Raw genomic sequence first — 14,216 nt, forward strand, 5'->3', positions numbered from 1 at the left:
ATTCTCTCTCGAGCGACAACTATATTAGTATATCACAGCCATCTGTCTCTGTCAACAGATTTTTTAAACTTTTTTCAAGTTTTTTTAACCACAATACACCCATAGTCCGTACGGGATTCGAACCCGTGTTACCGCCGTGAAAAGGCGGTGTCTTAACCCCTTGACCAACGGACCTGAGCTTGTCAACTCTTTCTATTATACCTACTTTTCCTCCTTTGTCAAGAACTTTTTTACCTCTTTACCGAAATTCTGAAAAGATTAGGGAAAGAGCCAGTTAAACTGACTCCCTCTATTTATCTTGCCAATTAGTCGCACGTTCCTCTCCCCACCAGTAAGGGATCAATTCGGCAACTTTGATTGTTTTTCTTGTTTCGTAGTCCATCATGAACTCTGCTTCTTTATTTTCAGCATTCAATTCTAAGAGAAATTCTCTGCAAGCGCCACAGGGCATACCTGATCCTTCGCCGTAAGGAGGTTTATCTCGAAAGGCGAGGATTTTCTTAACTTTAGTTTGTCCTGAAAATTGATACATATTGAAGAGAGCCGCTCGTTCTGCACAGAGATGAAAAACGCCACAAGTGCCCTCCATACAAAATCCTGTGAAGATCTGACCATCTTCTGCTTCTACTGCAGCAACAACATGGTTAGCATAAACAAAGTCAGAAACTTCATGGGGATTGAATAAGGTTCGTGCTTCTTCATACATTTTTTCCCATGTATCCATCGGAAGTCCTTTTTATTTAGAAATCTCTTTCAGCATGTTTTCAATATGCTGGATTGACTTTTCACGTCCGAGTAAGAAAATGGTGTCTGGTAATTCTGGTCCATGCATTTCACCTGAAACGGCAATACGAATCGGCATGAAGAGGTTTTTCCCTTTAATACCTGTTTCTTTTTGAACTGCTTTGATTTGTGGGAAGATGTTTTCTGTCACAAATTCTTCATCTGTCATTGCTTCTAGTTTCGCTTTGAAGGCTTCTAGAACAACCGGAACGGTTTCTCCTGCCATGACCTCGCGCTCAGCGTCTGTCAACTCTGGGAAATCTGAGAAGAAAAGATCTGTCAGTGGAACAATCTCGTCTACTGATTTCATTTGTGGTTTGTATAGTTCCACCATTTTTTCAGACTTGTCAGTCAATCGTCCTGCTTCTTCAAGGAATGGTTTGGCCATTTCAAAGATAGTTGCCAAGTCAGCTCTCTTGATGTAGTCATTACTCATCCAGTCTAGTTTCTTCTGGTCGAAAGCCGCTGGAGATTTGCTGAGGCGGTTTTCATCAAAGAGCTTGATGAGCTCTTCACGAGAGAAGATTTCGTCTTCCCCACCAGGGTTCCAGCCAAGAAGGGCGATAAAGTTAAAGACGGCTTCTGGCAAATAGCCTTTTTTACGGTAGTCTTCGATAAATTGAAGGGTATTGGTATCGCGTTTAGACAATTTTTTACCCGTTTCAGAGTTGATGATCAAAGTCATGTGACCGAACTCTGGAGCTTCCCAACCAAGAGCCTCATAAACCATAAGCTGTTTGGGTGTGTTGGCAATGTGGTCATCTCCACGAATAACATGAGAAATTTGCATATCGTGGTCATCAATGACAACGGCAAAGTTGTATGTTGGGTAGCCATCTTTCTTTTGGATAACCCAGTCACCACCAATATTGCCACCTTCAAATTCGATATCACCTTTGACCATATCATGCCACTTGTAGATACCTGACTCATTGACAGCCAAACGAACAGTCGGGATAATCCCCGCTGCTTCACGTTCTGCAACGTAAGCTGCTTTTTCTTCTTGGCTCATACCAAGGTATTCGTTGATATAGCGAGGTGTTTCCCCAGCTGCTTCTTGGCGTTCACGTTCCACTGCTAACTCTTCTTCTGTTACATAAGATTTGTAGGCTTTTCCTTCAGCCAAGAGTTGGTCGATGTATCTTTGATAAAGTTCCAAACGTTCTGATTGGCGGTAGTTTTCATGAGTCTCTGGACTTTCATCCCAGTCCATGCCCAACCAACGAAGGTTTTCAAGCTGTGAACGTTCTCCATCTTCGACGTGGCGCTTACGGTCAGTATCTTCGATACGGATGATAAAAGTCCCACCATGATGACGGGCGTAAAGGTAGTTGAATAATGCTGTACGGGCATTTCCGATGTGTAGTAGTCCTGTTGGACTTGGTGCGTAACGTACGCGGATATCTTTTGACATATCTTCTCCTATAAAGTCTCTAGGCGTCTGCCTTTTTGCTCTCTATATTATATCACAAGTCTTGCCAGAGTCCAATTTCTCTTTTCGAGAAAAAGCAAAAAGAGTGGTAAAACCACCCTTTTTATATCCTATTATAGACGAGCGTTGAGTTCTTTGCTCAATTCTTCAAATCCTGGTTTACCAAGAAGGGCAAACATGTTACGTTTGTAAGCTTCAACACCTGGTTGGTCAAATGGGTTGATAGCATTCAAGTAACCTGAAAGAGCGATAGCCAATTCGAAGAAGTAGATAGTGTAACCAAGAGTGAAGGCATCTTGCTCAGGAAGAGTTACGTACATGTTTGGTACATCACCGTCTGTGTGGGCAAGAAGAACACCGTCAGTTGCTTTTTTGTTTACGAAGTCAACGTCTTTTCCTTGGAGGTAACCAAGTCCATCAAGGTCTTCTTCCAATGTAGGGATGATCACGTTCTTACGTGGTTTATCCACACGGACAACTGTTTCAAACATGATACGAGTTCCTTCTTGGATAAATTGACCCAATGAGTGCAAGTCTGTTGAGAAGTTAGCTGAAGTTGGGTAAATACCTTTTTGGTCTTTTCCTTCTGTTCAGGCACCCCTTGTGGATCCATCTGCTGGAAATTCCCTTGCACTGACTGGCTAGTTTGATTGACTTGCCAATCAACCACTGCGTCATCTATTTTTTCTAATTTAGACCCAGAAGCCTGGACTTTTGGTCCAGGCTCTGAATCAATTTTTTAGACTTTTATTTTTCTAAATTGCTTGATTTGAAATTTTATTATGGTTAAGCAGTTTCAAAAATCTGAATGGTAGAATCTTTATCAATTACTACCGCTTGATCTGCTACAACATGGAGTGTACCAGGAAGGCTCCCCTCTTTTGAACCATCAAAAGAAATCGTGATATGTCCCAGTCCAGTTAAATTTTTTTCTACTACATTTCCTACGGAACTAATCGAATATTCCTGATTATCTACCACCAGCTTGCCACCTTCTAGTATTGAACCTAGCAGATTTTTGTTATCAATCTTAAAACAATACTCTGATAAATCTTCTGGTGCTTCTTCTCCAAATAAAATGAGCATATTGGCATCTTGAATCATATTCTGAGCTTCAGACCCTACTTGAATTACTTTAGTTTCAAAAATTTTCTTCATCTGATTTCTATTCATACTTTCTCTAATTTGTCATAAACTTAGGCTTATAGATAAGTTTAACATAATAGTTCTCTGTTTTCAGGCATCTATCAAAGGTCTACTGATAAAGACCAATACTAGCTATCCAAGCAACTAGCACCCGCGGAACACCATTGAGAAAGCGTGAATAAAGTACCGAAGGGACACCAACCTCAACTGTTTCAGCCTTGGCTTCAGATAGGCCGAGTGCTACAGGAATGAAATCACAACCGTTTTGAGTGTTGATAGCAAATAAAGCTGGCAGAGCCATTTGGGGCGGAATAGTCCCTTTTCCGATTTCGACTCCAATTAAAGTTCCAATAATCTGACTAATAACAGCTCCGGGACCTAACAAAGGAGATAGGAATGGTAAGGAACAGATAAAGCCAATTAAAACGAGTCCCCAGATGTTCCCCGCTAGGGGAACCATTAATTTTGCCAGCCAATTTCCAACACCAGATCCTTGAATAACCCCAATCAGCAAGGAAACAAAGGCCATGAAAGGAATTATTGTATTGAGCATTGTTTGGATGGCTTCACGAGCAGCCTGGTTGAAAGTTGCAACGACCTTACCAGCCCCCATCCCAATTCGTGCTACAATACTTGTTTCAGCTTTTTGCTCTGTAATTTTTTTACTAGTATCGTAAGTTGGCTTTTCAGTTACCACAGTTGTCGCTTTTTCGTCTTCATTAGCAGCAGAAATTTGATTAAGGCCAACTGCTGACACATAGATTTCCTCGGTTATATATTGAGCTAGAGGCCCACTTTTCCCTGTAGCAACAATATTTATTGTAGGGATTCCCTTTTTAGGATAAATACCACAGCGAAGAGTACCGCCACAATCCACGATTGCTAAAGCAATTTCCTCATCTGGGATAGAAGTTTTAAACCCATTAACAGCTTCCATACCGGTCAAATCAGCAATTTTATCTACAATATCTGGCTTTTCTCCGCCGCCAGTAATATAGATGAATTTATGCTTAGCTTCACTAGGTGTAATGACCAAAGGTCCTCCGAAACCGCCATTTCCTTTAACAACTTTTATACTCTTATATGACATAATTTCACTCTTTCTATAAATCAAATGTTTTACTCAAGGTAACACCTTGCTGTTTTGCTACATAAGCAGTTGTAAAATCGGTTACCCAACCACCTACAAAGTTCATGACAAGCCCAACAAGCATGTAACGAATGGCTAAGTCCATTTGACTTAAACCTAAAGTTTGAATTCCTGTCGCAATTCCCATCCATACAAATAATTCCCCAGGATTGATATGTGGAAATACACCATTTGAAGTATGGCAAAACTGCATCTGAGCTGCTACAAAACTAGGTTTATAATATTCTGGTAAGAAACGTCCCATACTGATTGCCATCGGATTTCCCAGCATAAAAGCTGAAATGAAAGGTAAAATCATATACCGGCTAACAGGATTTTTGGCAGAAATCTTAGCCAAGGAATTGACCTTCTCTTCTCCCAAGAAAGCGATAAGGGTATTCATTGCAATCAATAGCATCAAGACAAGAGGTACAATATTTGTCATCCAGCTAATAAAGGTTTCTCCACCTAATTGGAAGAGTTTCATAAAACTCTCTGCAAATTTTGTAATGTGATTCATAAGGAACTCCTTTTCTTATTTTTTTTAAATAACTGTTTAATAGATAATTGTAAGTAATTCGCATAAAAGCCGAATCCCAGAAAAGAATCAGATGAACTTGTCTCTTTCTCAATACCTGCCTCATGCCAAAGATAGACTTTTCTAGCATCTTCTATGGCTGATTGCATCAACTTATTTTCTTTTCTCACAAGAGGATTATACTTGTCAAAATAATGGATGTCTTCTCCAACATAATCGTCCATATTTTGAAAACGCGCTAAGATTGTGACTCCTTGCATTTTGCTAGCTTTAAGAACCCGACCGTTTTCATCAACCGCGAACATGACAATCGTACCGGATTTTATTCTTCCGGACTTTCTGCCAATCGCTACGCGCCCCAGTTTTCGGAGCATCGTATAGGTCTTATTGAAGTCTTTGAGTTGCTGCCAGCCGAGGAACATTTGAAATATATAAGCTGCCATGACAAATACAGCGAAAATTATTAGCGAATTCATTAAAATACTCCTTTGCTCTTAGAAAATGATAGAAACTCTGTCTCTGTTTCTACAGCCCTCAATGCTTCTTTTAGAGAAGGCTCTCCTGCAATTCGAAAAATGTCGTCATACAATTCCAGCAATTCACTTTCCATTTTTCTTTCAATTTCTGAGGGTATGGCGACTAGAAAGATAAATTCAATCCATTCATCTCCTTTTTGATAAGGCTCTTCTAGTTTTCCAAACATTAAAATAGTCTTTGCATAACCCTGGTTAATTGTATGGGGGAAGGCAATTCCTCCACCAAAAATGGTTGATTGCTTTTTCTCCCTATCAATTATCCGATTTCTAAAACCTTCATCAATCATCTGAAGTTTCTCTAACTCTGAAATCATATTTAGCAAGTATTGCTGATAGGTTTTTTGGGGGCTCAACCGAAGAAAACGTAAGCTGACTGTTTCTAGATTTTTTTGATGAAAAGCATTGGCCCTCTGCCATTCTTCCTGCAGCCATTGATCATCAAAAAGATGATTAACTTGAATGACTGGAGATTTAGAATCTTTATATTTTAGAGGAACTGTCGTAAAAATCGCGAAATAGTCCTGATTTAAATCCACATTAAAATCCTCTTCAGAATACTGAGTAATGTCTACATCATTTCCAAGGACTCGTCTGAGTTGCTGAATAATCATCGCAGCAGTTCCTCTTCCTGTTGTGCAAACTACAGCTATCTGCTTGCGATAACCCTTAACAGCAGAATTTTGCTTTCTTAAAATCATTTCAAAATACAAAGCCAGATATCCGATTTCAGATAATTCCATTTCAGAACCAAAAATTGCAGATAGTTCTTCTCCAGCTATTTTTGCCATTTCAAAAGCAAAAGGATATTGAGTTTGAACCTCGCCATGAAATATATCATTAGCTTGCACATGGAAAATCAGTCGATTGATTAAGGGGCCTAGATGAGATTTGATTTCTTCAAATAATTCTTCATCATCAAAGTGAACCAACATTGTTTCTTTGACTTTCTTGACAATCCCTTGAAAAATATTTGCAAGCTGTTCAGATTGATAAGATGTCTTGCTTAAAGTGTCAATAAAACGGACATTAAACGGAAAACACAAAAAGTCTATCTCAAACTGACTGAGAGAAATCTTATAAGTCATCTCAATATGATAGATTAATTTCTCAGCTAAAGGTGTCTCTGTTAAATCATTCCTATAGTAAGGAATAGGACAATTCAACACTCTAGATGTATGAATACGCTCCACCATAATTGAAATGGTCTTTCGAAGGAGTTCCTGTGTTTCTTTAGGGATTTTATAGTCCTGGACTAGCGTCTCCAGAAAAGAAGATGTTGCCTCAGTGAGTGTCCTTCCTTCAAAGTAAGGGGCCACTTGGTGAATATAGAGCAAGCGCAAATTCAGCTCGGACCCCAAGACCTCCAGCCCACGGTTGGGCTTTCCTGAAATAGTGATAGAGTAACTCTCTGCCAAAGATTTTACTTGTTTTAAATCCTTATTAAGGGTACTTCTACTAACACCTGCTTCCTCAGCCAAGTCGTCAATAAGAAGAGGGGAGGTTGACTCAATTAAACGTTTTAGTAAATAGGCAATTCTTTTACTGGAAGAATTGAAGTCACTCTCCCGTTTTAAACTACCAGATAAAATCCTTTCCAACTCAGTATAGTCATACACCTCTAACATTAACTGATCATCTTGTGAGATAATCTGGATACTCGGAGCCAAAACATCATTTAATTGTTGGATACTCTTTTGCAAGGTTTGCATACTAATATCCAGCTCTGAGCGCATATCTACCAAGGAATAAGTTGGCTGTGAGACCATTTTTTCTAAAATATTATACCATCGATTTACTATGGTCAACTCTCTTCCTCACCTTCATTTTTTTAACCGCGAGTTTTCCCTCCGGCAATATTTGTAGTGACTCCAGTTATATAGCTAGAACGGTCTGAAATATAGAATGCTACAAGGTCAGCTACTTCCCGTAGTTTACCACTTCGTCCCAAAGGAGTTGTTGAAGTTGAAGCATAACCAGCTCGAATATCTTCTACCGTCTTTCCACGGGTATAAGCAAGAGCTTCCTCATAAGAAAGAGTTCGAAGTCCCGTAGCTTCCATAATTCCTGGAGCAATTCCAACCACACGTACACCATGCTTACCCAGCTCTTTTGCCCATGAACGAGTGTAACTATAGACTGCTGCTTTTGTGGCAGCATAGGCACTTTGTCCTTCAGAACCTTCCAAGCCTGCTTCTGAAGCCATGTTCACAATTACACCTTTTCCATTTTTCACTAAAATACGTCCTACTGCCTGACTAACCAAATACAAACCTTTTTGATTAATCATTGTTACTTTTTCAAACGTTTCATCGTCTAACTCGTAAGGACCTTTAGGATTTTCTGCATCAATTAATAATCTGGGAACATTAATCCCTGCATTATTGACTACCGCATCAATATTGCCAAATCTTTCAACTATTTTGGCAACACCCTCTTCTACTTCAGAGCGAGAAGTTACATCAACTTTTACAAATAATAGATTCGGGTGACGCAAATCGTTGTCGCTAAGATCAAAATTCGCTACATTGACTCCTAATTCCAGCAATTCTTCAACGATTGCCTTACCGATCCCAGATGACGCGCCAGTCACAAGAACTGTTTTGCCTTTTATGTTTAACCAATCATTCATTTTGATACCTCTCAAATTTTATTTACAAGGCAATTATACAGCGCTTTCATAAAAGAATTAAGACACTCTTTTTTACACTTTTAAAAAAAATAATAAACTAATTAAGAGGCTTGTACTAAAAATCCACAAGAAATGAACTTGTGGATCTTTTTATATTCTAAATGAACTCAAAGCATATGAGAATCAAAGGCGTGCATTCAACTCAGCACCCAGCTCTTCAAAGCCTGGTTTCCCAAGAAGAGCAAACATGTTTTTCTTATAAGCTTCAACTCCAGGCTGGTCAAATGGATTGATACCATTCAGGTAGCCAGAAAGAGCAATAGCCAACTCAAAGAAGTAAATAGTGTAGCCCAAAGTGAACTCATCTTGCTCAGGCAGTGTCACAAACATATTTGGAACTCCACCATCAGTGTGTGCTAACAGCACTCCATCTGTAGCTTTTTTATTGACAAAGTCAACATCTTTTCCTTGCAAGTAGCCAAGACCGTCCAAGTCTTCTGCCAATTCAGGAATCAGCACATTTTTGCGAGGTTTATCTACACGGATAACTGTTTCAAAGAGGATACGGGTACCTTCCTGGATAAATTGTCCCAGAGAGTGCAAGTCTGTTGAGAAGTTAGCTGAAGTTGGATAAATCCCTTTTTGGTCTTTCCCTTCTGACTCACCAGCCAGTTGCTTCCACCACTCAGAGAAGTATTGCAGAGATGGTTCATAGTTAGCTAGAACTTCTGTCAGATAACCTTTACGGTACAAGATATTGCGTACAACTGCATATTGATATGCTTCATTTTCAGCCAACTTATCAGAAGCATAAGCCTTGCGAGCAGCATTTGCTCCTTCCATTAACTTGCTGATATCAGCTCCTGCAGCTGCGATTGGCAAGAGCCCCACTGCTGTCAATACTGTAAAACGACCACCTACACTATCAGGCACTACAAAAGTATCCCAGCCATTAGCATCTGCTTCAACTTTAACTGCACCTTTAGCGCGGTCTGTAGTTGCGTAGATACGTTGGTTAGCTTCTTCTTGACCGTACTTCTTAACCAAGAGTTCTTTGAAGACACGGAAAGCAATAGCCGGTTCAGTTGTTGTACCTGATTTAGAAATCACGTTTACTGAGAAATCTTTGTCTGATACATAGTCTACCAAATCAGCCAAATAGCTTGAAGAGATAGAGTTTCCAGCATAGAGGATCTGAGGTGCCTTGCGTTCTTCCTTTCTTTGCAAGTTTACAAATGAATTATTCAAGAAATCAATAGCTGCACGAGCTCCTAAATAGGAACCACCAATACCGATTACGATCAATACCTCACTATCAGATTGGATTTTAGCAGCAGCCTTTTGAATACGAGCAAATTCATCTTTGTCATATTCTTCAGGTAAGTTCAACCAGCCAGTCATTTCTGCCCCAGGACCTGTACCATTTCTCAGAGCAGAATCTGCTGCAGTCACTTGAGGCTGCATATAATCTAGTTCATGTGGTGCAACAAATTTATCTAATACTTTTGAATAATCAAATTTAATATGTGACATAATATTCCTCCAAAATTTCTTCTCTTCTATCATAACCCTTACCTTAGATTTTTTCAAGTTTTTATACTGAATTTTTCCAAATTTTATCATAATTTAAACATTTGCGTAAAAAATGTTACAATATTAAAATTTGAACGAAATAAGACAAAAAAACGGCTAGAGATTCTAACCGTTACAATTCATTTAATAAATACTCAAATAATTCTAAATTGCCATCTTCTTCATTGACCAGGAACTCTGGGTGCCACTGTAAACCGATAATACGATGCTCGTCGACAGACTCAATCGCTTCCACTGTCTGATCTCGAGGGTCCACCGCTGTCACACGGAAATTAGGTGCCAGATCTTTGATACTCTGACGATGGACTGAGTTGACCTGACTTTCTTTGCCAAACAACTTAGCCACCACGCTTCCTTCTACTGTCTCAATAGTATGAGATGTCCCAAAAGGCAAGCCTTGCCAGTGACCTTCAATTTCTTGGTGGAGAGTGCCACCAAAAGCAACATTGACCAGCTGAACACCACGACAGATTGCCATAATTGGTTTATTCTGACGGAGCGCTTCTTTCAAGAGAGCTAGTTCAAACTCATCGCGTACAAGGTTGTAATCATCACTCTCAATAGTCTTTTTCTCCCCGTAAAACTGAGGATGGACATTTTGCCCACCTGTCAAGATGAGTTTGTCAATCATTTCCACATAATCGCGCACAATGGACTCATCTCCTACAGGAATTACTAAAGGGAGACCACCGACTTGACGAATGCTCTCTGCAAATTTACAAGATACAGATGAGTGAATGTTTTTCCCTTCTGCATCTACAGGACATAGATTTGCAGCAACTCCTACAACCGTTCTAGCCATGATGTGTCTCCTTTCGATTTTCTTGCGACAGTCTTATCTTATCACTCCAACCCTTTCCTGTCTAATATGTTTTTTTAAAGACCGTGATAAGTATTTTTTATGGACAAGAAAAAGCTGCCCAATAAGGACAACTTTTCTATTCGAAAACAAATTGATTGTGATACAGTTCCGAGTAGAAACCGCCGAGCTTGAGCAACTCGTGATGATTTCCACGTTCAATGACCTCTCCATCTTTGAGGACAATAATCTGATCGGCATTGAGGATGGTTTTGAGACGATGGGCAATAACAAAACTGGTTCGTCCTGCTACAACGGCCTCCATGGCATGTTGAATCTTGCTTTCTGTTACAGTATCCACATTGGAAGTCGCTTCATCTAAGATTAGGACTTGGGGATCTGTCATCAAGGTCCGGGCGATGGAAATCAATTGTTTCTGACCAGTTGAGAAGATGTTTTGCTCATCATCAATAAGGGTATCATACTTGTCAGGCAAGCTTTCAATGTAGTCATGAATATGAGTTGCCTTGGCAGCTGCTTCGACCATTTCCTGACTGGCATCTGGCACACCAAAGCGGATATTGTCTCGGATCGTTCCACTAAACAAGACCGAATCCTGCAAGACAATCCCGACCTTGCTCCGCAGGCTGTCCAAGTCGTAGTCACGGATGTCTTTGCCATCAAAGCAAATGCTGCCTGCATCCACATCGTAGAAACGATTGATGAGGTTCATGATGGTCGTTTTCCCTGAGCCAGTCGGACCGACAACTGCTATCATCTGCCCCTTAGGAGCTGAAATGCTAACATCTTTTAAAATCGGCTTGTCTGGCACATAAGAGAAATCAATGTGACTGATTTCAACGCCTTCTCGCAATTCCGTAAAGGCAGGCGCATTTTGCGGACGAATCTCTTCTTCTGCATCGAACATTTCTTGGATACGATCTGCCCCAGTAAAGGCCAACTGGAGGCTCCCCCAACTCGCAGCCACCTGGATAATCGGCTGGTAGTACTGCTGAGAAAATTGAGTAAACATGACAATCAAACCTAGGGCTGTCGTTGTTTCGATACTTGGATCGTTCAGCAAGACAGCCGAACCTGCAAAAATGACGATGGCCGTATTGACCAAGCTCATCCCATTCATAACAGGAAAGAGGATGCCTGAGAACATTCTCCCTTTAAAGGTTGCCTTGCGCACGCGCTCATTTTGCTCCACAAAGCCTGCTACGATGTCGTCTTGAATTCCTTGTACGATAACAGCTTTCTGCCCTGAAATACTTTCGTCCATGTAGGCGTTGAGTTTCCCTACCTCTTTTTGCTGGAGATTAGTGTATTTGCGGGCCATTTTCACGATGAAAACCAACATGAGAAAGGCTACTGGAGTACTGGCTACTGTTATCAGGGCTAGCGTCACATTTCTTGAAAACATGACAAAAATCAAACCGATGTAAAGAGCAATATTGCTCATGACCTGAACTAGGCTTTCATTGAAGGCTTGAAGGATGTTATCCAAGTCACTCGTGAAGCGAGAAAGGATGTCCCCATCCTGATGGCGGTCAAAGAAAGAAACGGTCAAACGGGAAAGTTTGCCAAAGAGGCCCTTACGCATCTCATTTGTCGACTCAGCAATCACACGAGTCATCAAGGTCATGTAAATCAAACTGGATACCACTAGGGCGAGGACAACCAGAGCTAGATTCAGCATCAGAGCTGATAAACTCTGCCAGGCTAGTTCAGAAGTTCCATTTTGATAAGCCAGCACTAGGTTAGCGAGCTCCGTCACTGCTTGACCTGAAAAAACTGGAAAGAGGGCTTGGGCAATCGTCGCAACTGCAACCATCAGAATCACAATGACAAAGGAGAACTTGTAAACTTTAAAATAATTCCAGAAAAATCGAACGGTTTTCATTTTATTCCTCCTTTCCCTTTTGTGTTTCGTAGATTTCGCGGTAGACGGCATTGTTAGCTACCAAGTCTGTATGCCGTCCTTCTCCAATCAAACGCCCTTGATCCAAGACCAAAATCTTGTCCGCATGGACGACTGAACTGATCTTTTGAGCGATGATAATGGTTGTCGTCCCTTTCAGGTCTTTGTTCAAAGCTTCCTGTACGAGTCTTTCTGACTTGGCATCTAGGGCTGAAGTCGAATCGTCAAAAATCAGGATACGGGGATTGCTAACAATCCCACGAGCAATGGACATCCGTTGCTTTTGTCCACCAGAAAAGTTGGTGCCTCGTTCTTCGACCTGACTCTCAAATTTGTTTTCCATGCGTCCGATAAATTCACTGGCTTGGGCAATCCGTGCTGCACGTTCCATTTCTGACACGCTGGCATTGCCTTTCCCTTGACGAAGATTATCTGCAATGGTTCCGCTAAAGAGAATAGCACGTTGCAAGACGATGGAAACTGTTTTACGCAAGGTTCCCTCGCTGACATCTCGAATATCCTTGCCACCAATCTTGATAGATCCCTCCTGTGGATCAAAAAGTCGTGGAATTAACTGAGCTAGAGTGGACTTCCCTGCTCCAGTCGCCCCAACCACACCGACCATCTGACCAGGCGCAATTTCAAAGGTTACATTCTTCAGCATAGGCTCATCGTCATTAGGATAAGTGAAGGTCACATTTTCAAAAGAGAGACTTCCTTCTAGATCCTCATCTGGAAGATCCTTAAAAGTCATCGCTGGCTCGGTATCTAGAACCTCACGGATACGCATCATCGAAATCATAGCCCGACTGACAGAATTCCCTAAAAATCCAACCATGACGATTGTAAAGATAATCTGACTGAGATAGTTGACAAAGGAAGCAATAGAACCAACGACTGACGGATCCGACTGAGCCATTCCCGCAACCAACCAGATGGATAGGAAAACCGCTCCGTACCCAATGAGCATCATAAAAGGTTCCACTACTGAAAAGGCATAGCCAATATAAATATTTTGTCCCAGAAGCTCATCTGAGACCTCTGTAAACTTGTCAAATTGCTCTTTTTCCTGCACAAAGGATTTGACCACACGCACACCACGTAGATTTTCCTTGGCGATGGCATTAATTCGTTCAAGAAGGGTTTGAAACTTGGCGAAGCGTGGCCCCATCATCCCCATCATGATACCTGTAAGCGCAAAAATCAGCACTACCATAAGGACAATTACCCACCAAAGTGAAGGCAGGGTGTGAACCGCTAAGATAAAGGAACCAATAAAAAGCAAAGGAAGACGGAAAAGGATTTGGAAAACCATCATCACCATGTTCTGAATTTGGTTGATATCATTGGTCATGCGGACAACCAGATTCCCAGCATTAAACCGCTCAATGTTGGCATAAGAAAAGGTTTGGATCTTACGAAAAGCATCTTCCCGAAGATCCGAAGATACTCCCTGAGCGATATAGGCTGCAAGAATAACATTGACACCACCTGCAACCAGACCCACGAGGGCTACTCCTATCAACCATGCCCCAATACTATAAATAGCCTCATGTTGGCCAGCCAGTAGAGCATCTAAAACCTCCTGCAAATAGCGAGGTTGCAAGAGTGAGCTCGCAACCATCAAGCCTGTCATCACAAAGGATGCCAAGGCTTGCCATTTATAGGCTTTAATTTTTTCAATCAGCATACTTCCTCCTAATCAGA

At 41.0% G+C, this 14,216-nt stretch carries 12 protein-coding genes, 1 tRNA gene and 1 pseudogene; all 14 read right to left on the reverse strand.

What is annotated here, in order from left to right; genetic code table 11:
• Positions 1-102 precede the first annotated feature (102 nt).
• A tRNA-Glu gene (locus MK403_RS08930) sits at positions 103-174 on the reverse strand.
• 115 nt (positions 175-289) lie between these two features.
• Entirely contained in the window at positions 290-724 is a 435-nt protein-coding gene (locus tag MK403_RS08935; protein ID WP_000382004.1) for a cytidine deaminase family protein, read from the reverse strand.
• A 12-nt stretch (positions 725-736) separates the two neighbouring features.
• Positions 737-2,197 (reverse strand): glutamate--tRNA ligase, encoded by a 1,461-nt coding sequence (gene gltX, locus MK403_RS08940; protein WP_268709631.1) that lies wholly within the window; start codon positions 2,195-2,197, stop codon positions 737-739.
• A gap of 131 nt (positions 2,198-2,328) precedes the next feature.
• Positions 2,329-2,805, reverse strand: a pseudogene (gene pgi, locus MK403_RS08945) (glucose-6-phosphate isomerase); the annotation flags it as partial.
• 196 nt (positions 2,806-3,001) lie between these two features.
• Positions 3,002-3,373, reverse strand: a complete 372-nt coding sequence (locus MK403_RS08950; RefSeq protein ID WP_033585537.1) for a PTS glucitol/sorbitol transporter subunit IIA — start codon at positions 3,371-3,373, stop codon at positions 3,002-3,004.
• A gap of 97 nt (positions 3,374-3,470) precedes the next feature.
• Complete coding sequence (gene srlE / locus MK403_RS08955) at positions 3,471-4,451, reverse strand: PTS glucitol/sorbitol transporter subunit IIB (protein ID WP_000120696.1); 981 nt, start codon at positions 4,449-4,451, stop codon at positions 3,471-3,473.
• Positions 4,452-4,464: 13 nt separating this feature from the next.
• Positions 4,465-5,010: a PTS glucitol/sorbitol transporter subunit IIC gene (gene srlA / locus MK403_RS08960; protein ID WP_049490108.1), complete on the reverse strand. Its 546-nt coding sequence runs from the start codon at positions 5,008-5,010 to the stop codon at positions 4,465-4,467.
• Positions 5,007-5,504: a transcriptional regulator GutM gene (locus MK403_RS08965; RefSeq protein WP_002893984.1), complete on the reverse strand. Its 498-nt coding sequence runs from the start codon at positions 5,502-5,504 to the stop codon at positions 5,007-5,009. Before MK403_RS08965 ends, srlA begins: the two co-directional genes overlap by 4 nt.
• On the reverse strand, positions 5,504-7,330 hold the full coding sequence (locus MK403_RS08970) for a BglG family transcription antiterminator (RefSeq protein ID WP_268709639.1): 1,827 nt from the start codon (positions 7,328-7,330) through the stop codon (positions 5,504-5,506). Before MK403_RS08970 ends, MK403_RS08965 begins: the two co-directional genes overlap by 1 nt.
• 62 nt (positions 7,331-7,392) lie before the next feature.
• On the reverse strand, positions 7,393-8,193 hold the full coding sequence (locus MK403_RS08975) for an SDR family oxidoreductase (protein ID WP_038804195.1): 801 nt from the start codon (positions 8,191-8,193) through the stop codon (positions 7,393-7,395).
• A gap of 183 nt (positions 8,194-8,376) precedes the next feature.
• Positions 8,377-9,726 carry a glucose-6-phosphate isomerase gene (locus tag MK403_RS08980; RefSeq protein WP_000018239.1) on the reverse strand — a complete coding sequence of 450 codons (1,350 nt, stop codon included), beginning with the start codon at positions 9,724-9,726 and terminating at the stop codon, positions 8,377-8,379.
• A gap of 172 nt (positions 9,727-9,898) precedes the next feature.
• On the reverse strand, positions 9,899-10,588 hold the full coding sequence (locus tag MK403_RS08985) for a gamma-glutamyl-gamma-aminobutyrate hydrolase family protein (RefSeq protein ID WP_049478403.1): 690 nt from the start codon (positions 10,586-10,588) through the stop codon (positions 9,899-9,901).
• Between the two features lie 136 nt (positions 10,589-10,724).
• Positions 10,725-12,491 carry an ABC transporter ATP-binding protein gene (locus MK403_RS08990; RefSeq protein ID WP_049505383.1) on the reverse strand — a complete coding sequence of 589 codons (1,767 nt, stop codon included), beginning with the start codon at positions 12,489-12,491 and terminating at the stop codon, positions 10,725-10,727.
• 1 nt (position 12,492) lies between these two features.
• Positions 12,493-14,199 (reverse strand): ABC transporter ATP-binding protein, encoded by a 1,707-nt coding sequence (locus MK403_RS08995; RefSeq protein ID WP_268709632.1) that lies wholly within the window; start codon positions 14,197-14,199, stop codon positions 12,493-12,495.
• Positions 14,200-14,216: the final 17 nt, after the last annotated feature.

It is taken from the genome of Streptococcus oralis (assembly GCF_026782285.1).
Lineage (GTDB): Bacteria > Bacillota > Bacilli > Lactobacillales > Streptococcaceae > Streptococcus > Streptococcus oralis_CG.

Bases quoted from the DNA above. Each gene is read 5' to 3' on its own strand.
- MK403_RS08935 (WP_000382004.1), bottom strand. From the start codon at position 724: ATGGATACATGGGAAAAAATGTATGAAGAAGCACGAACCTTATTCAAT.
- gltX (WP_268709631.1), bottom strand. From the start codon at position 2,197: ATGTCAAAAGATATCCGCGTACGTTACGCACCAAGTCCAACAGGACTA.
- MK403_RS08950 (WP_033585537.1), bottom strand. From the start codon at position 3,373: ATGAAGAAAATTTTTGAAACTAAAGTAATTCAAGTAGGGTCTGAAGCT.
- srlE (WP_000120696.1), bottom strand. From the start codon at position 4,451: ATGTCATATAAGAGTATAAAAGTTGTTAAAGGAAATGGCGGTTTCGGA.
- srlA (WP_049490108.1), bottom strand. From the start codon at position 5,010: ATGAATCACATTACAAAATTTGCAGAGAGTTTTATGAAACTCTTCCAA.
- MK403_RS08965 (WP_002893984.1), bottom strand. From the start codon at position 5,504: ATGAATTCGCTAATAATTTTCGCTGTATTTGTCATGGCAGCTTATATA.
- MK403_RS08970 (WP_268709639.1), bottom strand. From the start codon at position 7,330: ATGGTCTCACAGCCAACTTATTCCTTGGTAGATATGCGCTCAGAGCTG.
- MK403_RS08975 (WP_038804195.1), bottom strand. From the start codon at position 8,193: ATGAATGATTGGTTAAACATAAAAGGCAAAACAGTTCTTGTGACTGGC.
- MK403_RS08980 (WP_000018239.1), bottom strand. From the start codon at position 9,726: ATGTCACATATTAAATTTGATTATTCAAAAGTATTAGATAAATTTGTT.
- MK403_RS08985 (WP_049478403.1), bottom strand. From the start codon at position 10,588: ATGGCTAGAACGGTTGTAGGAGTTGCTGCAAATCTATGTCCTGTAGAT.
- MK403_RS08990 (WP_049505383.1), bottom strand. From the start codon at position 12,491: ATGAAAACCGTTCGATTTTTCTGGAATTATTTTAAAGTTTACAAGTTC.
- MK403_RS08995 (WP_268709632.1), bottom strand. From the start codon at position 14,199: ATGCTGATTGAAAAAATTAAAGCCTATAAATGGCAAGCCTTGGCATCC.